Source organism: Microcoleus sp. w1-18aA5 (assembly GCF_036701705.1).
Taxonomy (GTDB): Bacteria; Cyanobacteriota; Cyanobacteriia; order Cyanobacteriales; family Microcoleaceae; genus Microcoleus.
On sequence record NZ_JAUPTE010000022.1, the window covers coordinates 1 to 23,610 of the forward strand.

19 protein-coding genes are annotated in these 23,610 nt (G+C 46.0%); 5 read left to right on the forward strand and 14 right to left on the reverse strand.

Annotated features, from left to right (window positions below; all coding sequences use genetic code 11):
- Positions 1 to 555: 555 nt before the first annotated feature.
- A complete protein-coding gene (locus Q5691_RS10615; protein WP_333344793.1) occupies positions 556 to 2,997 on the forward strand; it encodes an NACHT domain-containing NTPase in 2,442 nt (813 codons plus the stop codon).
- 168 nt (positions 2,998 to 3,165) lie between these two features.
- On the opposite strand, the gene Q5691_RS10620 is transcribed toward Q5691_RS10615, so the two are convergent.
- The 3 genes from Q5691_RS10620 to Q5691_RS10630 all read right to left on the reverse strand — a co-directional run bounded on the left by Q5691_RS10620 (position 3,166) and on the right by Q5691_RS10630 (position 5,170).
- Positions 3,166 to 3,771: a zf-HC2 domain-containing protein gene (locus Q5691_RS10620; protein ID WP_333214746.1), complete on the reverse strand. Its 606-nt coding sequence runs from the start codon at positions 3,769 to 3,771 to the stop codon at positions 3,166 to 3,168.
- A 140-nt stretch (positions 3,772 to 3,911) separates the two neighbouring features.
- On the reverse strand, positions 3,912 to 4,571 hold the full coding sequence (locus Q5691_RS10625; protein WP_333214787.1) for a sigma-70 family RNA polymerase sigma factor: 660 nt from the start codon (positions 4,569 to 4,571) through the stop codon (positions 3,912 to 3,914).
- A 107-nt stretch (positions 4,572 to 4,678) separates the two neighbouring features.
- On the reverse strand, positions 4,679 to 5,170 hold the full coding sequence (locus tag Q5691_RS10630; protein WP_333214744.1) for a molybdenum cofactor biosynthesis protein MoaE: 492 nt from the start codon (positions 5,168 to 5,170) through the stop codon (positions 4,679 to 4,681).
- A 636-nt stretch (positions 5,171 to 5,806) separates the two neighbouring features.
- Here Q5691_RS10630 and Q5691_RS10635 point away from each other — a divergent pair.
- A complete protein-coding gene (locus Q5691_RS10635; RefSeq protein WP_333228709.1) occupies positions 5,807 to 6,208 on the forward strand; it encodes an SH3 domain-containing protein in 402 nt (133 codons plus the stop codon).
- Between the two features lie 137 nt (positions 6,209 to 6,345).
- Here Q5691_RS10635 and Q5691_RS10640 read toward each other — a convergent pair whose 3' ends face one another.
- Entirely contained in the window at positions 6,346 to 7,326 is a 981-nt protein-coding gene (locus Q5691_RS10640; RefSeq protein WP_333214740.1) for an aspartate carbamoyltransferase catalytic subunit, read from the reverse strand.
- A gap of 638 nt (positions 7,327 to 7,964) precedes the next feature.
- Between Q5691_RS10640 and Q5691_RS10645 the strand changes: the two genes are divergently transcribed.
- On the forward strand, positions 7,965 to 8,183 hold the full coding sequence (locus Q5691_RS10645) for a DUF4327 family protein (protein ID WP_193973492.1): 219 nt from the start codon (positions 7,965 to 7,967) through the stop codon (positions 8,181 to 8,183).
- Between the two features lie 151 nt (positions 8,184 to 8,334).
- Here Q5691_RS10645 and Q5691_RS10650 read toward each other — a convergent pair whose 3' ends face one another.
- The 10 genes from Q5691_RS10650 to Q5691_RS10695 all read right to left on the reverse strand — a co-directional run bounded on the left by Q5691_RS10650 (position 8,335) and on the right by Q5691_RS10695 (position 21,413).
- Positions 8,335 to 9,576 carry a protein kinase domain-containing protein gene (locus Q5691_RS10650; RefSeq protein WP_333214738.1) on the reverse strand — a complete coding sequence of 414 codons (1,242 nt, stop codon included), beginning with the start codon at positions 9,574 to 9,576 and terminating at the stop codon, positions 8,335 to 8,337.
- 801 nt (positions 9,577 to 10,377) lie between these two features.
- A complete protein-coding gene (locus Q5691_RS10655; RefSeq protein ID WP_333307863.1) occupies positions 10,378 to 12,681 on the reverse strand; it encodes a serine/threonine phosphatase in 2,304 nt (767 codons plus the stop codon).
- A 351-nt stretch (positions 12,682 to 13,032) separates the two neighbouring features.
- Positions 13,033 to 15,588 (reverse strand): DHH family phosphoesterase, encoded by a 2,556-nt coding sequence (locus Q5691_RS10660; RefSeq protein WP_333344795.1) that lies wholly within the window; start codon positions 15,586 to 15,588, stop codon positions 13,033 to 13,035.
- Between the two features lie 214 nt (positions 15,589 to 15,802).
- Positions 15,803 to 16,618, reverse strand: coding sequence for a PD-(D/E)XK nuclease family protein (locus Q5691_RS10665; protein WP_333307860.1), 816 nt, complete (start codon positions 16,616 to 16,618; stop codon positions 15,803 to 15,805).
- Between the two features lie 185 nt (positions 16,619 to 16,803).
- Positions 16,804 to 17,169, reverse strand: coding sequence for a DUF5615 family PIN-like protein (locus Q5691_RS10670; RefSeq protein ID WP_333307858.1), 366 nt, complete (start codon positions 17,167 to 17,169; stop codon positions 16,804 to 16,806).
- On the reverse strand, positions 17,166 to 17,468 hold the full coding sequence (locus tag Q5691_RS10675) for a DUF433 domain-containing protein (RefSeq protein ID WP_333211427.1): 303 nt from the start codon (positions 17,466 to 17,468) through the stop codon (positions 17,166 to 17,168). The genes Q5691_RS10670 and Q5691_RS10675 overlap by 4 nt, the downstream gene beginning before the upstream one ends.
- Before the next feature lie 169 nt (positions 17,469 to 17,637).
- Complete coding sequence (locus Q5691_RS10680; protein WP_333307856.1) at positions 17,638 to 18,306, reverse strand: Uma2 family endonuclease; 669 nt, start codon at positions 18,304 to 18,306, stop codon at positions 17,638 to 17,640.
- Between the two features lie 123 nt (positions 18,307 to 18,429).
- Positions 18,430 to 18,690, reverse strand: coding sequence for a hypothetical protein (locus Q5691_RS10685; protein WP_333211430.1), 261 nt, complete (start codon positions 18,688 to 18,690; stop codon positions 18,430 to 18,432).
- A gap of 321 nt (positions 18,691 to 19,011) precedes the next feature.
- On the reverse strand, positions 19,012 to 19,596 hold the full coding sequence (locus Q5691_RS10690; RefSeq protein WP_333211432.1) for a PAP/fibrillin family protein: 585 nt from the start codon (positions 19,594 to 19,596) through the stop codon (positions 19,012 to 19,014).
- A gap of 140 nt (positions 19,597 to 19,736) precedes the next feature.
- Complete coding sequence (locus Q5691_RS10695) at positions 19,737 to 21,413, reverse strand: glycosyltransferase family 4 protein (RefSeq protein WP_333344797.1); 1,677 nt, start codon at positions 21,411 to 21,413, stop codon at positions 19,737 to 19,739.
- 411 nt (positions 21,414 to 21,824) lie between these two features.
- On the opposite strand from Q5691_RS10695, the gene Q5691_RS10700 reads away from it, so the two are divergent.
- Together Q5691_RS10700 and mraY are read left to right on the forward strand one after the other, a co-directional pair.
- On the forward strand, positions 21,825 to 22,064 hold the full coding sequence (locus tag Q5691_RS10700) for a DUF3134 domain-containing protein (RefSeq protein ID WP_006631296.1): 240 nt from the start codon (positions 21,825 to 21,827) through the stop codon (positions 22,062 to 22,064).
- A gap of 129 nt (positions 22,065 to 22,193) precedes the next feature.
- Positions 22,194 to 23,309 carry a phospho-N-acetylmuramoyl-pentapeptide-transferase gene (gene mraY, locus Q5691_RS10705; RefSeq protein ID WP_333344799.1) on the forward strand — a complete coding sequence of 372 codons (1,116 nt, stop codon included), beginning with the start codon at positions 22,194 to 22,196 and terminating at the stop codon, positions 23,307 to 23,309.
- Positions 23,310 to 23,610 lie beyond the last annotated feature (301 nt).

Below are 23,610 nucleotides of genomic sequence, written 5' to 3' on the forward strand. Positions count from 1 at the left end.
GTTTTTGAGCAACAGCTTGCCTTCTGCTAAAAGGCTGCTACTTTTAGCTGCACTGATTTTTTAGTCTAAACTACAGTTATAAGTTTGACAAGATTGGTAATTTCGTTGCTTTTGCCACCCCAAAATAAAGGCATTCCACAAATCAACTACCCGCTTTAAATAACCAGATTGAGGCGGAGGTTGGGGTGGTATTATACCTGGATGAAAATATTTCACAATTAATAGACAGTTTCGCTCGTCAGAAGTGCGTGTATAGCTTAGCTTATCGGCAATTTTGCTAATAAGTTTTATGCCTATTCCACAGGAGGGAAGATCATTTATACTATTTCTCATGTTGCTATCCTTTCTCATTATTTAATAGGTAATTTTTAGAGACACAACAGAATTGCATTCTGCAAGGTTAATTTTGCCTGATTTATGGCTGACTTTTCCCGTATGCCCTGCAGTTGTTGTCAGGATCATTTTCTCTTTGTTGCTGGGGTCTTGACAAACTCAGTTTGCGATCGCTAAACTGATCTAAAATTGACATTGACAATTAGAGAAGTAAATTATATAATGACGACCCTCAAAGCCTCTGAGGAGGGATTAGTAAAAATTAAGCAAGCGAGAAGAGAAAGGGGCTCGACAATAGAAGACCCCAAATGGTTAGTAGAAGCTAGTCAAAAATTAGAACCCGATCGAACTTGGACAGAGGCCGGCCCCTATGCCGATGGCCTGTCGCTGCCAACTTGGAGGCGCTTTTTAGCAGGAAGAGAACCCATTAAAGCTAATGCTTTCAAGGCTTTTTGTACGGTTTTACAGTTGAATTGGGAAGAAATTGTCGATCGTCCTCCTGTAGCCCCCTCTTACCAAGGGAGGGTTGGGAAGGTTAGAGATTGTTGCCAACAGCCTATTGATGCGGTAGTGGAAGAGATACGGCAAAAATGCCACAGCAAAATCCAACAGCTTTACAGCAAAATGCAACTGTTAGATATTGCACAGCCCGTTGATGTCAGCAACCTCTACGTTGAAGTCAACATTTTGGAGGAAATTACCAGTTGGCAGCCGGGAGAAATTAGCGACTTACTGAGAGACTTCAACCCAGATGCAGATAACTTTAACCGCTTGGGTTTAGGCAAAGTACGCCAGAAACGAGTATCAGGATTGGATGCGGTGAAATATCACTCTAAACTGATGGTACTCGGCAAACCTGGTTCCGGTAAAACTACTTTTTTGAAACACATTGCCATTCAGTGCGATCGCTCAGAATTTGAAGCACACAAAATACCGATTTTTATCTCTCTGAAAACCTTTGCTGAAATCGCTAATCTTGACTTATTAGAATATATCAGCGACGAATTTGCCAGTTGCGGAGTTGAGGCGCGATCGCAAACTGAATCTGTACTTAGTCAAGGCCGAGGTTTGATTTTATTGGACGGCTTAGATGAATTGCCCGAATCTGATAGCGATGCAGTCGTCAGACAGATTCGTCAGTTTGTCCAAAAGTATTACAACAATCAGTTTATTATTACCTGTCGAATTGCCGCTGCTAAGTACCGATTTCACGACGAAGCCTTTACCTGTGTTGAGGTAGCGGATTTTACTTGCGAGCAAACCGCTGCCTTTGCTAAAAATTGGTTTGCAGCATTTTCCCAGAATCTTGAGGCAGGGAAAGCTTTAGCCTCTCAATTTATAGAGACGCTGACACTGCAAAAAAATCAGCAAATTCGAGAACTAGCAGTAACGCCAATTTTGCTTAATCTGACTTGTTTGGTATTCCAAGCCAAAGCAGATTTTCCATCCAACCGAGCCAAGTTGTATGAGGAAGGAATGGAAATTATGCTCAGAAAATGGGATGAAACTAGAGGCATTCAACGGGATGAAGTTTATCGAGATTTGAATTATTCCCGCAAACAACATTTACTTGCTTTTGTGGCCGCTATTACTTTTGAGCATGGCGATTATTTTTTTGAAAAAAATACTGTTCAGGAATTGATTGCCGACTATCTGGCTAACTTACCCGATGCCACAACTGACCGCGTTCATTTAGAAATGGATAGTGAGGTTGTCCTGAAGGCGATCGAGACACAACATGGATTATTAGTGGAGAGGGCAAGAGGGATTTATTCGTTTTCTCATCTAACATTTCAAGAGTATTTCACTGCTATAGAAATAGTTAACAATTCCGATCCACAAGTTTTGGAAAAACTGGTCAGCCACCTAACCGAGAAGCGTTGGCGAGAAGTCTTGTTGTTAGCAATTGGGATGTTGGAAAAAGCTGATGACTTATTGCTGTTAATAAAACAGCAAGTTGATGCACTCGTCGCTGACGATGAGCAGTTACAGCAATTCCTACTCTGGGTCAACAAAAAATCCCTTTCTGTTGATTTTCCCTACAAACCTGCGGCAGTTAGAGCATTTTACTTTACCCTTGAATATCCCCTCCTTGACTGTGGCTTTGCCCTTTCTCTTGACCCTTATCTGAAAAAAGTTGTGGGACAAGCTCTGGAACAGGTTCTTAACCTTGCGCTTGAAGGTGCTCTTGACCTTGCCCTGAATACCGTCCTTAAGGATGCGCTTGAGCCTACTCTTGGTTACATCCGCCTTACCATTGAACGTACCCTCGTCCCTAACCTTGACCTTGTTCTTGACTGCCACCTTGTACCTTCCCTTAAGCCTGAACAAAGGCAAGCGATACAAGAACTTTTGCAACAACTGCCCGATCCAAAAAGTGACAAAGAGATATTTGCAAAATGGTGGCAAGATAACGGTCAGGCTTGGGATAAGCGATTAAGACAAATGATGATTTTGTATCGCGATCTGGGTCGCGTTTGGCAGTTCAGCGAAGAGGAGAAGTCATTGCTGAGGAAGTATTACAATGCTAATAAATTGCTGGTATGTTGCCTCAATAGCGGTTGTAACGTATCTCCTGCTGTGCGGCAGGAAATTGAAGGAACATTGCTGTTGCCGATCGCAAATCTGCAAAAAACCGATGACAAGTGCGCTCGCCCGGTCTAATTCCACTCGCTACCTACTCCGATATCAAGATGCGATCGCCCCACAATTCGTCATTCAAAGCCAGGGAAGTGTCAAAGGATCTATCCACCTTGAAAAACTGGGAAAAACGGCAAAAGCCCCCTTTTTTAGGGAGCTTAGCAACTGGCGTTATTGATCAAAACAGAAATTCTACTGCGCCTTTGGCAATGACTTTTGAGGGGTTGCTACACCAACTTTGGGAATATCCATGATCGGTGCATTCACCCCAAGCATCAAATCGTTGGGATTAACCATCTCCACCAGAGGCTCGTTTAAAGCCATAATCAAACCGTCAGATTCAGCAGGAACGGGCGATCGAGCAAACTGAGGAGCAAACAATTGGCGATCGCCACCGATACCGGACACCACCGCAACCAACAAAGCTGCGATCGCACCTCCACCCAAAATCCAAGTTTGTTTCGGCTTGCGTTCCACCCGCTGCAAAACCTTCGTCGCCAACTCCTCGGCAGATTGTTCCGCAGCAGGTACCGGCATTGCCTGAAAACTCTGCTGCATCATCAGCAGTCGCGAGTACAAACGCCTCGTAGTGGGGTCATTTGTCAGCCACTCCTCAACTTGCCGGCGTTCTGTCGCCGTCACTTCACCGTCTAGGTAGGCACTTAGCAATTCAAAGCGATCGCGCATCATAGTAGTTACATTGCCCTGGGCATAATTGTTGTTAACTTGAGTTTCAGCGAGTGAATCCCCAACACCTTGCTGATTCTGATTTTTATCCGATTCAAAGTTATTATTCATAATTTCAGACTTGCTCTAATTGGGGAATCACGCACTCGCTATTAGAATGATTTACTGCTTATTTATATTTTAAAAGAGAAGTTTTGATGTCACAGCAAACATCACCAAATCTTCTTAACCCACCTCTGAAATTACTCTTGTTAATTACCATCGAGATACTTTTGCAATTCCAACTGCAATCTTTGGCGAGCTCTAGCAATTCTCGACTTGACAGTTCCCAGAGAAACTCCCGTCATTTCGGCTATTTCCTCATAGGCTAAACCTTCAATTTCTCTTAAAATAATTGTCGTGCGGAATACTTCAGGCAAATCTGCGATCGCCACCCGCAACTGGTCGTAAAATTCTCTAGTTGTCAAATCTTCATCAGGCCCCGGACTGTCTGCCGGAATTTCCCAATCAACCTCGCCATCTTCCAGAGTACGGGGTACGTCCAGCGACAGCGGAGTTCGCACCCGTTTGCGCTTCCGCAACTCATCGTAAAACAAATTAGTGGCGATGCGGCTCAGCCAGCCCCGAAATTTAACAGGCTCTTGCAAACGGTTAATATTTCGGTAGACCCGAATCCACACTTCCTGAGCCAAGTCTGCTCGGTCTTGCCAGTCAGGGGCCAAGTGATAGAGAACCCTGTCTACGTGGGACTGATACCGCTTCAACAGTTCTGAAAAGGCCGTGGTCTCAGGTCGATTTCCTTCCTGACACCGCAACACCAAGTCATAATTAGAGAGTTTTTCGGCTGGCAATTGCACTCTTTGAACGGTCGCCACAACCGCAGACCAGGACACGGAAATAAAGTCGCTCATCGGTGGAATTGGCTCATCGAACATTCCACACTTTTTGACGTTAGGGGCTCGTAACAAGTTCCCCTCTGCAATCTCCAATCTGAAATCTCAAATCTTAAATCCCTTGACTAATGCCCGACAACCTCGCACGCTCCAATACTAACCCAACTGCTAGAACCGTCAGCCCAATGTTCCTTTTTCCAAATCGGTACATTGTGTTTGAGCGTATCTATGGCGTACTGGCAAGCTGCAAAGGCTGAGTCCCGGTGGGGGCAGCCAACAGCCACCACTACGCTGATTTCGCCCACCTGCAAGTGTCCGACACGGTGGTGAATAGCGACCCGATTGACCTCGGCCCACTGGCGGCGGATTTCAGTAGCAATTTCCTGGAATACTCGCACTGCCATCGGTTCGTAGGCTTGATATTCTAGGGAAATTACTGCTTGACCGTCAGTTTGGTTGCGGACTGTACCGCTCATCATTACCACGGCTCCGTTCGCGGGGTCATCTGCCAAAGCGTATATTTCCTCTACAGACAACGGCGCTAAGGTAATGGCGAAGCTGTCTGATTCATGGCGTTGAGGAATTGTGCCGATCGAAAGTGTAGCGAAGGAGTTCATTGCGAAAGAAGTGGTGCTGGAGAAGTTAATTGATCTTGACACAAATCAAGTCGCGATGGATTTGTCTTACATTCTTGTCGGGGACATAGGGCGACTAATCTTGAGACCCATCTTGTAGCACTGCCGAGGGCCCGGCGCCATCGCCCCGAACTTCTGCACGAGTGCGATCGGCTACACTATGACTGACCCGAAGCAAATTAAGATTGTGCTTGAAGACGAGCCGGATGCTTGTTCGATCGAATTAACTGCCCATCTTGCTGTAGCAATTCAATAAATAAGTAGCAAAACAAGTAGTGTCATTCGCAACTCAGTACAAGCAATTCCCAACCCCAATCGATAACTTCGTTCCCTTTTTAATGACACAGTTAAGTTTAATTCTGCCCGGAGTTCTAATCCGCGTCGGCAAAATTTTTAGCAGCAGATGTAAACTTTATTTATTTTTTTGTTCCGGAAAGCTACATAAATGACATGATATACCTGTGCAGAGTTCAGGAACATTAGCCAATACTCGGCAAAAGCAAGACCTTAACGCCCTTTTGTGGCTTTTATGAAACATAAGTTAATAATTTGGGCTGTTAATTGAGGTTTTGACCTGAGTCTGCACCAAGAAAGGTTAACAACAATCACGAGGAAACTATGGAAGCACTAGCATTGAGCCACTCTTTTGTTGCTTATGAATCTCCAGAGTCCGAACTCCAGGTCAAGTCGTTAGACCAACTGGGCTTGAAAATTCCTAATTCTGCATGGATAGGCGTTGCAGGTATGGCAGTAGCTCTATCTGTTCTGAGTGTCGGTGGCGAAGCCCAGGCTGCAGGTTGCTACCGCAAGTGTGGCCATCGCGCCCATCACAGCCATCACAGCTACGCCAAAGTTGTCACCAATGGCGGCCGACTGAATATCCGCCACCGCCCCAGTAGCTGTTCTGGTGTAATCGGCAAGTTATATTATGGAGACCACATCAAATTGACCGGTCGTTACAAAAATGGCTGGGCCCAACTCAAAGGTGGCGGCTGGGTATCTGCGTCCTGGCTCTCCTAACTCTTAACTAGATCACTTTACATTTCTAGAAAGAGTTTTAATCGTTACCCGGTCAGACCGGGTAACGATTCTTGTAAAGAGGCGATGGAGAGTGAAAATAATCAAATATCCGAAATTCATGACTAACAACTAACAGCCTAAACTTTACCGCCGCCGATTAGATAAAGTAATGCCATCCGCACCGCCACGCCGCTGGTAACTTGCTGAGATATCAGGCTAAACTGGGCATCGTCCATCAAATCCGAACTAATTTCCACGCCACGGTTAACTGGGCCAGGGTGCAACACCTTCACATCCGGCTTGCAGAGTTTGAGCCGATCGCGCGTAATCCCGTACAAAGAATGGTACTCTCGTAAACTCGGCAGCAAATGGTCGCTCATCCGTTCCTTTTGCAGCCGCAAAGTCATCACAAAATCAGCATCGGCCAAAGCCGGTTCAAGCTGCCAATGCAAAAATAATTTGCCTTCCCTACCATCGCCACACTCAGCAAACAACAGCGGTAGCAAAGTTGGCGGCCCGGCCAAATGAACCTCTGCCCCAGAAGCCGTTAGACTCCAAATATTAGACCTAGCCACCCGCGAATGTAAGATATCCCCCACCACAGCAATTTTTTTACCCGCTAAAAGTTCCAGCCGCGGACGTTCGGTATCTAACAGAGCACAAATAGTAAATAAGTCTAGCAAACCTTGCGATGGGTGTTCGTGCTGGCCGTCTCCAGCATTGAGAACGCTGACTCTCGAACCCAAGCGATCCATTTCCGAAGCAATTGTGCTCGGAACTCCAGCTTGTTCGTGCCGGATTACCATCAAATCCGTTCCCATCGCCAGATAAGTCTTAGCCGTATCCAGAATAGTCTCCCCCTTCGTTAGAGAAGAACTTCCAGGGGTAAAATTCAGCGTATCCGCTGACAGCCGCTTCGCCGCCAACTCAAAACTATTGCGAGTCCGGGTAGAAGGTTCAAAAAACAAATTCGCGACCACTTGACCCTGCAGGGCCGGCACTTTCTTCGTGCGGCGGCCGAGCACATCCCGAAAACTGGCTGCAGTTTGCAGCACCGTATCGTATTCGTCCGAGGTAAAATCAGCCAGAGTGAGAATGTGTCGCCTTGTCCAAGTCATACAATTTTAGATTTGAGATTTTAGATTTTAGATTGACTCAATCAGGACGGACGATGGGTTGGGAACTTGCTTGTACGCCCGCCCTGCTGTCGCCTTTGAATGTTCGATCGACATTTAGGGGTGGCGATCAACAGTATCCAACAATTTTTGATCGCTTTTGCGGTGAGTAGAGCTATAATCAGTTTATGTAGTTCACATCCCACTCTCACAGCGAACCCAGCGTCGAAGGTGAAACAGGTGTGGTTTACCCGCAGGAAAGCGGAAATTACGCTGTAGCAGCGAAAGCGCAGTAGTTGCAGTTTCTCCTACCCAAACTCAGCCTTGTCAAGAACAAGCCGAACGCAGCTCTTGCATCTGCCACTATGTGGAAACAATCGAGGTGGCAAACCTCCCACTGTCGATCGACAGCATATAGCGGGACATTTTAAAGATGATTAATTCTTTGAAGTCGGTCTTGACTCTTCAGTCCTGCTTATAGGCCCTTGTCAAAACGAACTGTGTTAAGATACAAGTTGAATATGTAGCTTCCCGACAAAAATCTACACGTATCTTGGCGAGACTGTTCTTGGCGAAACTGCGGTAAAAAGTGTGAGATCGGAAGTGGTAATTCACAAAATTTAAACAATTCAAGAGGTATTATGAGCCAGAAGGTTATACAGCCGATGGTTAAGTTCCAGCGTCAGGTGCATTCTCTTGTCACGTCTGACATTATCAAACCGACAGACAGTATTTGGAAAATTGCTCTGCTTTACGGCGACGAATGGCCGTACTGGAAACAGCAATTGCTAGAGTTTGATTTTTCTATGCAAGACCCCGTGAGCGAGTTGATAGCTGTAGAAGCTTGGGACGAAGAATAACAGAGAAGACGGAGGACTGGGGTGTCGGAGAGAAATTTCGAGGCGATCGGTAAATTTTCTTTCATAAATTTCTGTTGCTAAATTCTTCCCTCTTCCCTCTTCCTAATCAATTCTGACTTTTGGCTTTTGAGTTTTGAATTCTGACTTCTATTTAAAGGGAAGCTGCTAAAGCTCGAGCTAATTGTTGAGCAGTTTGAAAACGATCCCCAGGCTTAGCTGCCGTGGTTCGCAAAATGGTGTCCCGCAGCTTGGGGGCGATCGTCGGAATATTTTCGATCTTAAACCCGTAACCTCCAGCTATTTTCCCGTAAAAGTTTTGAGGGCTTTGGGCCGTCAGCAAAAAAATCAAAGTAGGCCCAATGGCATATAAATCCGACTGAGGGAGAGGCTGTCCCCGGTCTTGTTCTGGTGCGGTGTAGCCTTCAACGCCGATGCGAGTCCCTGGTGGAGTGCCGATTTCTTTAACGGCTCCAAAATCCAGCACTGTAATGCAATTGTCGCGGTGGCGCACCAGCAAATTAGCTGGTTTAATATCCCGGTGGACGATCGGGGGTTTTTGAGAGTGAATGTAGTCCAAAACCTCACAGGTTTGGATCATCCACTCTATTGCTTGTTGGGGAGCAACTGGCCCGCGGTTATAGATGCGTTTTTCTAAATCCTCGCCGTGGAGCATTTCCATCACCAAGTATTTTTTACCCCCTTCCACAAAAAAGTCAAAAAACTGAGGAATTCCCGGATGGTGGAGGGCTTTGAGAGTTTTAGCTTCACGTTCAAACAGTTCTTGAGCTTTGGCGATTTGAGCCATATCAGCATTCATTTCCTTGAGGACTACCAGAGAAGCAGCGGGGGAAATTCCGGGTTGTTGAGCTTTCGCTTTATCTCGATCCCAGGCTAAAGTCGTTGTCCCCATACCGCCTTGGCCCAAAGTTCGCAGCACTTGGTAGTGACGCACCGTGCGATCGACTTTAATCGGTTCGCCGCAGTGGATGCAGAATAAATTCCCCGGCGGGTTTCCCGCATGGGTACACCTCGGGGTCGCGAGATTGACAGTGGGGTTCGCCTCAATTTTGCCGCCAAGTTCAATATTAATAACTTGGAAATGCAGAATAGGGCCGCCTCGTGCCAACTGGATCAGGGCACCGTCGGATATCCAACCCTGAGACATGAGAATACCGTTTACCAAAGTGCCATTTGTCCCCGAATTGACTAAGTACCACTGACTGGATCTCCCGTTATTAACTCTTTGCAATTCCAGATGTTGCCGCGACACTAGAGCATTGGGGATCACAACGTGATTGTCTGGAGAGCGGCCGATGCGAATAATGGATTCGCTCTCGAAACTCCACTGTTGCAGGGGGGTCTGTTTTTCTGGATCTAAAAGAGTCAGCAGCATTTTCGATTGATGTGGTTGAACTCCCTGATGTGGCAGTGAGAGTTGGCGGAAATTTACAGATTTGGGGCGTAGGGCTTTAAAAAATTAGAAATTAAAAATTAATTATGAGCTTCAGACGTTTTTTTCAGGAAAACTTTATAATATCCTGATTATGATTAAAGATTTCATAAACAATAAGTGATCAATAGTTTTTGGGGAACAATTATTCGTAAAAATTCTGAGGAGTCGATCGCTCCTTAAAACACAGTCTATCAATTTAAAAATTGCAACAACAAAAACTAGGTAAACAATCGCTAAACTTTTACGTAAATTTGATGTAGCAGCAGATTGTGATGTCAGCCCCACATATATATGTAGAGCAGACACTTCCCACGTTGCCCCGATAGCGATCGAGTATAAAACAGATTTCGCATTAGCCAGCCTGCGGACTCACTTCATTTTAGTGGATTTTTTTTCATTAGACCAACTATTTTTGTAAGTAAAAGCTCTTTCAACTATGATGAATCCACTTACTCTCAAGCAACTTTTTCCGGTAGATTCCCTGAACAGAGTCTCAAAATTAAAGCTACGGATAAATGGTTGGTACTCTACAGCTTGTCTGCAATAGTATGGGTCTGTAATCAGTTTTTGATCACTCAAACCGAAGCTGTTTTAACACCAGATAGCTAAGAACAGAGCGAGCAGTAAAGCCTTGCCCGGAAACGGCAGAAGCTGTTTTTTTCTCTGCAAGAATTGCAGGTTTAGCCCAGGGCGTCACGTAGGAAAGACGCCACCTTTGAAAAAGTTGGCAGCATCCACATTCTAAAATCGAAATGCGCCTACCTGCGCCCGAATGATAATTGCCGTGATATTGTCGTGACCGTTGCGTTTGTTACCGAGTTCAATCAACTGGGTAACTCCCTGGTCGAGATCAGCTTGGGGATTGAACAGGGGTTCGAGAGTGTTCTGCCAGTGACTTTCCAACAAATCATTATCTGTCAGGCCGTCGGAAGCCAAAATTAATAAGGTATCTTCGCACAAGTCTAAAAACTGCACGTCAGGCTTGAGAAAATTACTGTCTCGCGGGCCGAGGGCTTGAGTTAGTTGATAGGCGTCGGGACGAGCATAAGCAGTTTCCGGGTCAACTCCGCGCTTAATTTCGCGCTGCCCGACTTCGTGGTCTGAGGTGATTTTTTCTAGGGTTTGTCCCTTTCTCAGTCGGTAGAGGCGGCTGTCGCCGACGTGGGCAACGGCGAAGTGGGTGTCTTGAACTAAGACTGCGACTAGAGTTGTGCCCATGCGGGCGCTGCCGGAGCGTCCGTCCTTTTGATTGATTTCAAAGATGGCTTTGTTGGCTAGCAGCACTCCCTCGCGAATGGTGTCTGCCGGAGGTAGTTGATTTTCCCAACGGGTTTGAAAGAATTCTCTGAGGGTTTCAGCCGCTAGTTGGCTGGCTACTTCTCCGCTGTCGTGTCCGCCCATGCCGTCGCAGAGAATGTAAAGCCCTTTGGTTTGAAAAATGCGACCGAAGGAGCTTTCGAGTTTGTTGAGCTGAGTCCAGATGCTGAAGAAGTCTTCGTTGTGGTCGCGCGTGCGGCCAACATCGGTGAGACCTGCGTCTTCTAAGCTGTAAATCTGAAGTGGCATGGGCTGGGTTAAGACCTCGCCCACCTCGGGGGGCGACTCGTCGGGACTGCGGTAATGCCTGTGTGTCGGGGTTGAGCTTGGTGAAGGTGCGGGCTGGAGTTCGAGGGGAACTGTTTCTAGGCGCGATCGCAATTCTTCGATTGTGTTAATCTCGCCTCTGTACATTTGTTGCAGCAGTTCGAGCAAGGCGCCAAACTGAGTGCGATGATCGGACTGGCTAAATATCACCTGCCACAATTGCCCCAAATCTACCAATTGCAGGTTTGAGCCGGCGGGTTCGGGATAGAGGTATTGCAGCCGCAAAGAAGCCAAGGAAAAGGAAGAGTCGGGGTTGACTCGCAAATTTGTCAGTTCCAACAAGCTTTGCCGACAGCGCCAGGGTTCTAGGGCAGCCCACAGTTCTGTCATTTCGTGCAGCCAGTATAAAATTTGCTGGATGGAAGTTTCGGGCTGATTCCACCGTTCTACCAGCAGCGGCCATTGGGAGCAGTCTTCTAGGAGCAGGACTGCCTGTTCGTTGTCTGACCAGCTATCGTGAATGACTGGCAGGTTTTGAGAGAATTGCCACCGGAGTGCCAGGTAAGGTTCAGCTATGCCTTGGCAAAGCTCTGCTAAGGCGGGATTGGTTGAATTTTCTCCGCCTTTGATTGCTGCGGTATAGGGGGATGTTCGTCTGGCGACGCTGGCAGAGTTGGCTGCTAGCATGGCTTTGAGGGGTGACATTTCCAGTGGCTGACAGTCCAATACTGTTACTTCTACTGTGTCTGAGCGTTTTCTCGGCGGCACGGTTTCTAGGAGTTGGTAGCGCTGCTGAGTGTCTAAATAAGCTCCGGCTGGCTGGGAAGGGATTAAATATTCTGAATTGGGGATGGGGACTTCTGGAGATGGAGGGGAGGTGTCAGCTATGTTTGGGCTGTGGGGGTTCTCGGTTGCTTCCTGGATTTGTTGAGGCTGTGGTGCGGTTGTAAAATTGTGTTCAGATGGGGTTATTTCGCGCTCTGGTGCTGTAGTAGAGCTTTTTTCTGTTGTTTGCAAGGAGGCTGGTGCGATCGCCCCCACGGCTACCACAGCGTCTATTTCTGCGCTGCTGAATTCGGCGGCTTCGGTCTGTGGAGAAGTTGGTGCGACTGCTGTTTGGGGTTCGGGTGGGGTGGTGATTTCCGTTTTAATGGCGTCTGTGATTGGTTCAGGAGAGTTTTGGGGCGATGCGATTTCTGGAACCATCTCTGGTTTTTGCGGAAACTCGGCTGGGGGTAGGGTTGACTCGTCTGGCTCGACTGCTGGAAAATTCGATCGACCGCAGATAATGGCCCGCCACACTTGACCTGTTGCGACGCCACAATTCTGACATTCTTTGGCGCTAAAAGCGACTTGGGCACCGCATTCGTGGCAAGGTTTGTAAATTAGGGAATTTCCGCACTGTTGACAAAACTTGTTTGGATTGGGATTTTCAAATTGGCAGCGGGGACACAGAAGCATAGGGGTTTTAAATGAGAGATGGGCGAGCGAGTTTGGCGGTGGGGAGTTTTGGGTTTTGGGCTGTGAGTTAGGAGTTATGAGTTTTGGGCCTGACTCGCAACGGATAACTCGCATTGCCCTATGCCTTATTTTATCGGGATGAATTCAGAACTAAGATATTTCTTAGAACTGAGATGTTGCCTCCGTGTCAGGAATAGACCTCTTAAGCGAGACCGACAAAAATTTCTCTCGCTTCAGGAGACCAAAAGCCAGCCCCACCAGTGGTAACAGCGTGTGTAACCCATAAGCAAAGTTATCTCATGAGTGGAACGGGCCGGAGATTCCGTTCTTAACAATGGTGCAATATCTCAGTTAGAAGGGAATTGCTATAGAATCTTCTTGGAAAACGGTTTCTCGCGCGATCGACAAAATGGTCGAAAGGGGTACTTCACAGAAATATTTCCGCCGGAATTGTTCTTCGGAGACGGCTGCTAGGAATTGCGCTGCAAAACGGGCAGCAATCGGGGAATTTGGCACTGAGAATTGAAGGGATTGGCTATCTAATAAGGGTTTGGGGATTTGATCGGGCGCGTCTTGACGCTGTGCGGTTTCGGGTTGTCTGGTGATGTGGAAAGCTCGATCGCGATAATTGATTTTAAAACCGAGATATGTTAGGGTTTTGAACCCTAGTTGCAGCGATGTGTCGCTGATACCTAGTTTTTGGCGGAGTTGTTGTCTGGTGACGGGTTTGTTGGTGCGGCTGAGGTATTTGGCGATGCCGATTAGCTGTTGGCAGATTTGCTGTGGGGGTACGAGTGGAGGTAAAGTATAGGCGATCGCGAGTTTTTTCTGAGTGTGCTGTGCTTGCCGAAACCAGATCCGCAGTTCGTCCCAGCTTGCGGGGCATTCTTCGAGGACGATCGAGTTTTCGCGATCGACCTTTTCGGAATTGTAAACTAGATTGTTGATCGGCATTGGAGATTCTAAGTTTGTGCTAGCAGCTAACAACTCTTCATCGTTATTTCTATTGCGCCAGTCTACGATCCAATCTATTTTAGTCTGAGAATTTATTTGGCTGTCTTCCGTGCGTTCCCGCACTGCTACGAGACGCACTTCATACCGCGATTTGTAAGTATTAAAATCGAGTTCTACCGTAACATCGCAGCGGCCTTGGGGAACTTCGTTTTGATTGTGTCCCCACCAAATGCCGGGAAATCCCGTATCGATCGATTCATCCCTAATTATAAATTCTGTTTTGATATATTCTATTTTTTCCCCTTTCAAATCCTTAATTTTTTGATTCCAGAGATTGTCAAACCAGCAGTTTTCAATCAGCAATTTGGGTGCGGGGTTGCCCATACCGCACGGTTCGAGCAATTTTAGTTCTTGAAATAAGTCTTTGCCTAACTCGGAGACAGTAATTTTTAGGTCGGCTTGAACGGGGGCGGCTGTTAAACTATCGGTACTGTATTGTTGTCGCAGTTGCTGATTTACCGCATCGGTAAATAGGGGGATATTTTCAACTGCGAGACTTAATCCGGCGGCGAAGGGATGACCACCAAATCTGTGCAATAAATGCGCTTGGTCTTTGACTAATTGGTAAAGGTCAATTTGATTGGCGGAACGGGCGGAACCCCTGGCAATTTTGGATGGGGAAAGTGTTGGTGATTCTGAATCTAATAAGGATGTAAATTGCGTTTCCGGGGAATTTTTATTAATTTGTTCACTTCCTTCTGTGCTGAATAAAATCACGGGCCGGCCATATTCTTGGGCGATTTGTCCCGCTACTAATCCTAATACTCCTACGGGCCATTGAGGGTCGCTGAGGACGATGACGCTAGTAGTTGAGAGGTCGAGTTTGGCTAATTTGGTGGCGGCATCTTTGGCAACATCTTTTTGTAAAGATTTGCGCCGGGAGTTGGCAATTTCGGTTAAATTTGCTAGTTCTTCGCAGCGTTTTTTGTCGCGGCTGGTGAGGAGTTCTACGCAGAAGCTAGCGTCACCTTGAATGCGGCTGACGGCGTTGATTCGGGGGCCGAGCCCGAAGGAAATGTCGGTTGGGCGATCGCCCGATCTTTTGCACAGTTCGAGCAATTTTGCAACTCCTGGGCGGGTGGGATTTGTGAGTTGTTTTTGCAGTTGTTCGATTCCGAGTTGTGCTAGGTAGCGGCAGTCTCCTGTGAGTTGGACTAAATCGGCAATTAAGCCGATCGCTACTAATTCTAATAAATCTGCGATCGGGCGCTGCGGAATATCCGGTAATGTGTGATATAGTGCTTCAACTAATTTGTAAGCTACTCCAACTCCTGAAAGGTTAAATAATTGGTGGTTTGGGGGGAAGTAGCGGGGATTGATAATGGCTGTAGCTGGCGGGCGAGCTTCAGGTAATGTATGATGGTCGGTGACAATTGTATCGATGTTTAAGCTGGTGGCGTATTCGATTTCGGCGATGTTTGTACTGCCCGTATCGCAGGTAATAATTAAGCTAATTCCCGCTTTTGCTAAGGCATCTATTCCTGGGATATTGAGTCCGTGAGATTCGGTTAAGCGGTTGGGAATGTAATAAGTTAGTTGGTCGTTTTGAGCAAAAAATTCTCCCAGTCCGTCCCAAAGTACGGAGGTTGAGGTAATGCCGTCGGCGTCGAAATCTCCCCAAATAGCGACTTTTTCGCCGCTGTTTCGTGCTTGCTGGATTCTTTCTATCGCCCAGTTCATTTCTAGCCCGAATTCAAAGGGACTTGCTGGTTGGTAAAGTTGGGGATTTAAGAAACCGGGTATTTGTTCGGGGTTGTGAATTCCTCTATACCACAGAAGTGTAGCGGCATAGTTTCCGGGTAGTTCGGGTGCATGGTTTCTGACAGCTTGGAGCAGCCAATCTGGGGGTTCGGATAGGGGTTGAGTTGGTAAATTTTGAAGTAGTTCTGTCATTCGATTTTAGATTTTAGATTTTAGATTTTAGATTGTGACCACAGATGAATCTAGGGGCTTGTTTGTATGTTAAATAAAACTTAAACCGAGTAACTGGTAACTGGTTCCCAGGCTCTGCCTGGGAACCCATTTCCAGAGGCTCTGCCTCACTTACGATCGGGAAAATTGGAGGCAGAGCCTAGTAACGAGTAAAATATGGGGGCTTGTTTATATATTAAATAAATATTTCGTCGATTATAGCAAGATTTGGTAGCCAATCTGTGGGAGTTTCTGCGAGAAGATCTGCTGAGGGAGTTTTTGTGTCTGTTGTGCGGTTGCAGCGAGTGGCAAATTGACAGGAATCGCAAAGATTGGAACTAATTTCTACTTGGGGTAAGAATTCGCCGCCTTCGGTATAGCGCTGTCGCCAGTCGGTTAGCTGCTGTAATAGGTGGGTTAAATCTTGTTTGGTGCGATCGTGTTCTGTTTGGTTGTAATAAAACGTGAGTTTTTGCGGCGGTTCTTCTCCTTGCAATTGTACGAACCAGTATGTCATAGAAACTTGTTCGGGGGAATAGTCGCTGGTTTCTACTAAGACGTATAAATAGAGGCGAGTTTGCCAACTTTCGGCTATCCATTTTGATTTTTGAGGGCGGGGATAGGTTTTCCAGTCGAGAATTTGGGCGGCGTTTGGTTCGGCTATTAGCAAGTCATAGATAACGGTGAATAGGTAGTCTTGGAAAATTAGGGTGCGGGGGTGTTCGGCTTGGCGGAAAATTCTATCGCTATTTTCTGAATTGGCGAAAAGTTCGGGTGCTGTGTTGATAAATGCTGCTACACAGCGTCCCAGTTCGGGGTCTTGTTGGATGATGAATTCAATGGGAAGTCCGAGTTCTCGCTGCTGCATTAATAGGTGAAAGTGGCTTCCCCATGTGAGTTTTTCTTTGTGTTCTGGGGATGCGGTGGTGGCGAGTAGTTCGAGGTAGCTGTGTTGGAATTTGCGGGGGCATTCTTCGAGAATTTTGAGTTGGGTTTGGGAGAGTCGGAGCATTTTTTTATGATTTTAGATTTTATATTTTTTGGGCTGGTAAGCGAGGCTATTAATCTTTTTTTGACCGCAGATTGAGGCAGATGGACGGAGATGGACGCCGATAATTTTGATCGCGTTTTTAGAGGAGAGTACGCGCGAGCGTAGCTATCCCGTAGGGAATCGCACTTTTTTCCAAGTGCGATCGCTTATCCTTCACCCCAAGCACTTAAAAACTCGACTTGATTGTACATTTCCTCTGCGGATTTACTAGCTATAATTTTTAGCAAGCGACGCAATTGTTCCCCAACTGAATAATTCTGCTGTCCCAAGATTATCCCCATATGTTCTTCCCCTTGCGTGCTAAAATTAGTATGCAATCGATAAAAATCCCTAGTATTAAAACTAGAGGTTACTCGATGATTTTCATGAGCCCAATACAAAATTTCTTCATCGCTGCGAGACAGCATTCCTATTTCTGCCACAGAAATAACATCAACACTCCGCAGGCGTAGAGCATCTAGCAGAGCCGAATTCATCGCATCTTCGTCTAGCAGCAGTAGAATAATGCTCATGAATTTGTCTTGAGGTTTTTGTAGTGTAACTCTGCTAACTGTTCGTAAGCTTCTTGTTCCTCAGCTAAATCTGTATCAATCTCTTCTCGATTAGCATGATAATACGTTAAAGCTGCATAAACTTGTGCGATCGATAAGTGAGTCATCAGCCTAGCAATTTCTTCCGCACTGTTACCCTGCTTGTACAAAACGGCGATGCGGCGGACAGAAGTACCAGTTTCAGCAATAATCGGACGGCCGCCTCGAAGGTTGGGATTGCGGATAATTAAAGTCCCGATGTCTACTACAGTTGTTGTCATACATTTTCTCAAGTCACTTAACTTGATTATATAGATTTATTCTAAAAATGTGTAACTGTTTATGCCCTTGAGGGTTCTATTTAAGCGATAATTGCGTACAAGATTTAGAAGCATTAAGGGCGATTGCCTACGGGATAGCTACGCTCGATCGCACTTTTCGCCCACTTCTCTACAACTTCCCAATTTGTTGAGCAAACCACATCGCCGCCGTCCCATTTCCCTCACCCAAAAGTTTCAGAGTATCCGACAGCAAAGCAATTGGCAATCCCTCAAGCGCACCGGAAATTTCGCATTCTTGATATTTCCCGTTTTCCTGCAAGCGAAATGCCAAAACTCTCTCGCCCTTAATATCTACTACCCAATACTCAGGAATTCCCAAAGCAGCATACAACCGCTTTTTTTCATCTAAATCGCTGGCCAAAGTAGTATCGGCTATCTCCCCGACTAAATCGGGAACTCGCGACTGATTCAGATTAATTCGGCGGGGTTTCCCTTTTTGCCATTGGTGGAAATCTCCGCCGATGTATAAAACTTTATCTGGGGCACCCGCTCCCACTTTAGGTTTCTCAATTACACAACCGCTGAGAGAATCAAAAGTTTGTCCTATTTTGGTAGTAAACCACACGAAAAATATGATAGTAAACAGATCGTTAAATCTGGCGTGCTGAGGCCCTTCATTACCCATGTCTATCCAAAGATATCCTTCATAAAAAAATATTCTGGCTTTCTCCAAAGATGGATCTTCGCAGGCTGCTACATAATCTTCCCATGTCGCGGCTTGCCATTGGGGAATTTCTCCCACTTGAGACACGATGAATTTGGCAGTTGTAGAAGTCATGATTTAAAAGCAAATTGAGGATAAAATTATCCTAACTTAGGTTGATATTTATCTGTCGTGGTAATTGGTATTTGTCAATTTTTATAGCCCCCCTTTTTTAAGGGGGGGATCAGATCCTTGTGCTTATCGAATTGCTGTGGGCGCCGCAATTGGTACTTCTAAGTCTGGTTGCAAGTCAAAGACTACGACAAGCGTTGTTTGAGGCATCAGTTGACGCAGACACAGCAAGTGTCCGTCAGCATCCGATCGACTGCGAAATCGCCCCACAATCGCCCGCTGCATACTGGGCATGAGTTTGGCGATCGCCCAAGGGTAAAGGCGTTTTTGGTACGCGATCGCACTAGGATTCGCTGCGAATCCCTGTTGATAACCGTTTTGTGGCATAATCGTGTTGTATTCGTAAGGAGTACACAAAAGGCGTTAGTAAGTTTCTTGGCGGGAATGTACTAACGCCTTTTCCATTAAAATTCAAGCACATATCACAAGAATTGTCAATTGTCAATTCTTAACGCTAAGTTTTAACGGTTATCCTATCTGAAGCTTGTATCGGCTATGGATTTGAGGGTTTTAGTAAGTGTTGAATCGTTTGCATAAGTGATATATTTTTGATTTTTAACCGCAGATGAACGCGGATAAACGCGGATGAAAGAAAGATAAATTGAGAATGAGTTAAGGGGCGATCGCACTTAATCACACATCACAAAATCACTCTTTTGTCAAGACAAAAACACTGTCTTTATTCCCCCGTCCAATCCGCAAATCTTTATCCAAATAAGTGATATCAAGCCATCCCTGCTGTTCGCGAGTATCCAGCCCGAAATCTACAGCCGCGAACTTTTTCCCCGACTCAATCTCATCGATAAACTTCCCCGGAAATTCATAGCCAATCAACCTGCTTAAACCTACTATAGACCGCTCAAACTTCACCTGCACTCGCCGTTCGGAAGTTGGCTCAAATCTCGCTGCTACACTGACAATTCCTTCCAAATAAGGCAAGCCATAAAGTTCGCCAATGTTGTAAATTTTAGATTCTTTGACGCGGATAGATTGATAAATTTGACCCAATTTTACCAAGGGAAAACTGTCGAGATTCAGCAGTTCGCGGCTGGTGGTATACAATAACCGCCAATCACCATTTAAAAGCTCTCCGGCTTCGACAGGGCGTGATGTGGGGTTGTAATCTTCCAATTGGGCGATCGCACTTAAAATTGCTTGTTTGTCGCTGGGAGTCGCCAGCAAACCGCGATTCTTACCAGCAATTATCTCTAAGAGTGCAGATTTTCTCAGCATATATTTTTTTAGGAAGAGGGATGAAGAAGGAAAAATTATTCTTGAGTTCGCGTTCAATATTATTTATAAATTACGCGACAAGTCGTTTTTAGCGCGCTTATTATTGGGTTTGTCTGTGTCCAGTGTGCACCCTACATTGATTAATGACTAATAACTAAGATACCAAATTTCACCAGATAGAGCATCGTCCGATATAGGTATGCTAATTCTTGCTCGTTTTTAACGTAGCGTCGGATAACTTCCCCCACGCTGATCGCACCTTCCTGCTTAATTGTATCCAATATCTCCATCTGAATGTTAACAGATATTCTCCTATCTTCACCAAAACTGGTAAACCTAATTGTCTGTACCTGCTTTAAAAGTTCTGGTGTGGTGATCGCCCCCAGACTCAGTATCATCTCATTGCTTAAACTTCTAGTCGCATAATTACCCAATACCCGAAACGGATCGTCGCCTAGGGGATAAGGCGGCTTCCCAGGTTTTAAAGGTGCGGACTCCGATGCCCCCTGGCGAATTTCTGCTAATTCCCGCCACAATTGTTCGTAAGCAGCAATTACTACTTTCCAATCATAAATTTCCCTCGCCCTTTGTCTGGCATTTTCCCCCATCCGCTTTCTCACTTCTGGGTTTTCAATTAATTGGCACAACGCGCGGGTGCAAGCATCAATGTCAACTGCTGTGGCGAGGGAGGTGTGACCCATGTAAGTCGGCCAATTTAAGCTGCCGTCAAGATAATTTAAGGCTAAATCTAAACAAGATTCCGGGGGCGGGATGAGTGTGGGAATGCGGAAGCCGTCTATTTCGTGGCGTACAGATTCTTTGTATCCGTTCCAATCGGAGACTAGGGCCGGGAGTCCGTTCGCCATAGCTTCAATTGGCGTCAGTCCGAAGGATTCTTGAATGTTGTCGGACAGCGAAATGAAAATGTCGGCCGCCGACCAAATATTTATTCTAATTTCCGGCTGTCTCCCATCTAAAAAAATAGCATTCACGGAGGGACAAAATATTTGTGCGCTATTTTTAAAGTCGGGTTTTTCTCTCGGATCTTCTATCCAACCGGCTTGAATTAAGTGGATTTTGGCTTTTGTCTGTTGTGCGGCCCGTTCTAGGGCGATGTACATGGGTACCGGATGAGCTTTTGCAGAAAAAGTCAATCGACCGACAAATAACACAACTATATCTTCGGGAGAAATGCCGAGTTCTTGCCGTATTTGGTGGCGACTATTAACTGCTTCCACACCCTGCGGAAACGCGCTGCAATCGACTCCGAGGGGAATAACGGGGAATTTGACCAAAATTTCCGGTTTACCGCCGTTGCGCTGGGCTAAATATTCAGACCACTCCGTCATAACTCCTTCTACTGCTGTTTTCACGGCTGCAGAGGTGCAGATCAGGGCGTCCCAAGGCTGCATGGGTGCGGTTATCAAATCGCCGATCGCCTCCATGATGTATTGTGTACCGATCGTGTGAGTAACGCCACAAACGCTGTAGGCCCGCTGATCGACAAATCTGCGCGCCCACACCATCTGCGACAGAACCGGATCGGGTCGGTAAATTGTGCCCGGTTGAGATAGCAAATCCGGTCGTTCCATCGGAATCCAGCGAACTTTCCGAGGTTTTTGCAGCCAAGGTTGGATGTGCGAACAAAACTCCTTAAAGGTTGTTTCGCTATCGGCGCAACAGTAGAGAGAGTCGGCGGTTCCGTGTTGGACTAAGCTTTTGAGAAACCCTTCTCCGGCTGAATGACGCCCCAGAAGTTTTTTGCCTCCGGTGTGGTATCCCTCTTTGTTGTATAAAACCGCTGCCGTTATATCCATTCTGAGATTTATTGCTTGAGAGTTGACTGAAAAAGCCAGAGGGCATTCGGGCTCAGGCTTTGATGAAAATCCAGGAGACTGTTGTGAATCAAACCCTTGCCGTTAGGGAAACTTGCACAATAGGATCGCCTCGTGTCCCGCGATATCTTAAAGACGATCGTCTCAGATTACAATGCTTACGGCTAAAGAAGGATTGGCAAGAGCGGATTTTAGTGTTATCCTCATGCCCATGCTTGGGGGCGATCGCCTTTTGGGTCTCCCATCTTATCCGATCCGGAACCAAACAGTGCCTGTGGTATAATGCTTTAGCCTTGCTAAATGCCCGATTTGCAAGTGCTTGATCAAATTAGTAGTTCGTCGGCAAAACGTTACTTCACTCGATCGCGTCTTTGTCTTTAAAAACCGATAATCATGTACAACCCATCTCTGCGTCAAATTCCTCGCCACTTACCTGCGGATGTAATTCCATTAAAACAGCAATCTTCTCTTTTAGACTGGTTGGAATCTAACAACCGCCTGTTAGCAAGGGATGTCCAAGAACCCGACTATCTGCACGAAGAAGAAATTTCTGAACTTATGGCAGTTGACGACAGTCCTTACGATGATTTAGAAGAGGAAGTAGAAGAGGATGTGAGTGTAGGCGAAGAATAACGGGTAGAAGGGTGAATAAATCAACCGGAAACAGGGAAGAAAAACTCAGAGATTTCTCAATCTCCTGTATCGCACCCTATTCCCCATTGTCAATTGCTTATTCTCAAATAGTGTGTGGTGAGGAGTGTTATGGATAACTTTTTGGATGAGAAAATCCCTTTTAGTCTGCCTTTCAAACTTACAGGCAAGAATTTATTCCTGCTGCTGGGTTTGGGGCTCGGCACTGTAGCGATCGGTTTAGATGTAGTAGCGGGTAGATTTTTGAATTTACCTACATCGCTATTTATGCCGCTAGTTGTTTGTGCTTTAGTTGCGTCGGGGTTGGGCTATGCAGTTGTGCCCGTACTCCAGCAACTAAAAGCAGGACAAATTATTCGCGAAGACGGCCCCCAAGCCCATTTGAAAAAAGCGGGAACGCCGACAATGGGAGGCATCTTTTTTATACCCGCAGGGGTAGCAGTCGCTTTACTTTGGTCTAAGTTTAACTCAGATGTTGTTGCCGTATCGGCTTTAACTCTAGCTTACGGTTTCATTGGCTGGCTCGATGACTGGCAAATTCTGCGACGTAAGTCGAACAAAGGTATTTCACCTCGGATGAAATTGGCTTTGCAAATAAGTTTTGCTGCTCTATTTTGTCTGTGGCTTATGTTTCATCAACCTGCAATTTCTACCAATGTTGCTTTGCCTTTCGGTTGGGTATTGCCATTAGGTTTGCTGTTCTGGCCGCTGGCCGCTTTTGTGCTAGTTGCCGAAAGCAATGCTACTAATCTTACCGATGGTGTTGACGGGTTGATGGGAGGTTTGGGGGCGATCGCACTTTTGGGACTAGGTGCATCTGTAGCCTCAACTTCGCCAGAATTAATGATTTTTTGCGCTTGCATCAGTGGCAGTTGTTTCGGTTTCTTAGCACACAACCGCAATCCAGCCAAGGTGTTTATGGGTGATACAGGTGCTTTAGCTTTGGGCGGTGCGTTGGGTGCGGTAGCTTTATTAACAAATAGCCTTTGGATATTATTAATTATCAGCGGGATTTTCTTTGTAGAAACGCTGTCAGTAATTGCTCAAGTAGGTTATTACAAAGCTACAAAAGGGCCTGATGGCATCGGCAAGCGTCTATTAAGAATGGCTCCACTGCACCATCATCTAGAGTTGTGTGGCTGGTTGGAAACTCAGGTTGTTGGCATTTTTTATTTAACTAACGGGGCGTTAGTGTTAATGATTCTGATGTTAACTAGCAACATTTGAGAAGAGATTGCGTGACGGATTGCACAGGGGATGTAAGAGATATTTTCTACTATTTCATAGAAACAGGCAAGATGCCTGTTCCACAATAACTGAATGCAGTTGTGGAACAGGCATCTTGCCTGTTTAAGGCTCGGAAGTTATAATTTTGAGAATTGATATCCTCAGTTAATGCAATGGAAATTAGTAACACTTTTTAATTATTTGAATAACCGCGAAGAGGGTTCTAGGACAAAGGAAGAACTACATTTGCTTATTTATCTTCCTTAGCGCCTTCGCGGTTCGTTTAATCTTACTCAATATT

Coding starts and splice junctions, on each gene's coding strand:
- Q5691_RS10615 (WP_333344793.1), top strand. CDS start 556: ATGACGACCCTCAAAGCCTCTGAGGAGGGATTAGTAAAAATTAAGCAA.
- Q5691_RS10620 (WP_333214746.1), bottom strand. CDS start 3,771: ATGAATAATAACTTTGAATCGGATAAAAATCAGAATCAGCAAGGTGTT.
- Q5691_RS10625 (WP_333214787.1), bottom strand. CDS start 4,571: ATGAGCGACTTTATTTCCGTGTCCTGGTCTGCGGTTGTGGCGACCGTT.
- Q5691_RS10630 (WP_333214744.1), bottom strand. CDS start 5,170: ATGAACTCCTTCGCTACACTTTCGATCGGCACAATTCCTCAACGCCAT.
- Q5691_RS10635 (WP_333228709.1), top strand. CDS start 5,807: ATGGAAGCACTAGCATTGAGCCACTCTTTTGTTGCTTATGAATCTCCA.
- Q5691_RS10640 (WP_333214740.1), bottom strand. CDS start 7,326: ATGACTTGGACAAGGCGACACATTCTCACTCTGGCTGATTTTACCTCG.
- Q5691_RS10645 (WP_193973492.1), top strand. CDS start 7,965: ATGAGCCAGAAGGTTATACAGCCGATGGTTAAGTTCCAGCGTCAGGTG.
- Q5691_RS10650 (WP_333214738.1), bottom strand. CDS start 9,576: ATGCTGCTGACTCTTTTAGATCCAGAAAAACAGACCCCCCTGCAACAG.
- Q5691_RS10655 (WP_333307863.1), bottom strand. CDS start 12,681: ATGCTTCTGTGTCCCCGCTGCCAATTTGAAAATCCCAATCCAAACAAG.
- Q5691_RS10660 (WP_333344795.1), bottom strand. CDS start 15,588: ATGACAGAACTACTTCAAAATTTACCAACTCAACCCCTATCCGAACCC.
- Q5691_RS10665 (WP_333307860.1), bottom strand. CDS start 16,618: ATGCTCCGACTCTCCCAAACCCAACTCAAAATTCTCGAAGAATGCCCC.
- Q5691_RS10670 (WP_333307858.1), bottom strand. CDS start 17,169: ATGAGCATTATTCTACTGCTGCTAGACGAAGATGCGATGAATTCGGCT.
- Q5691_RS10675 (WP_333211427.1), bottom strand. CDS start 17,468: ATGACAACAACTGTAGTAGACATCGGGACTTTAATTATCCGCAATCCC.
- Q5691_RS10680 (WP_333307856.1), bottom strand. CDS start 18,306: ATGACTTCTACAACTGCCAAATTCATCGTGTCTCAAGTGGGAGAAATT.
- Q5691_RS10685 (WP_333211430.1), bottom strand. CDS start 18,690: ATGCCACAAAACGGTTATCAACAGGGATTCGCAGCGAATCCTAGTGCG.
- Q5691_RS10690 (WP_333211432.1), bottom strand. CDS start 19,596: ATGCTGAGAAAATCTGCACTCTTAGAGATAATTGCTGGTAAGAATCGC.
- Q5691_RS10695 (WP_333344797.1), bottom strand. CDS start 21,413: ATGGATATAACGGCAGCGGTTTTATACAACAAAGAGGGATACCACACC.
- Q5691_RS10700 (WP_006631296.1), top strand. CDS start 21,825: ATGTACAACCCATCTCTGCGTCAAATTCCTCGCCACTTACCTGCGGAT.
- mraY (WP_333344799.1), top strand. CDS start 22,194: ATGGATAACTTTTTGGATGAGAAAATCCCTTTTAGTCTGCCTTTCAAA.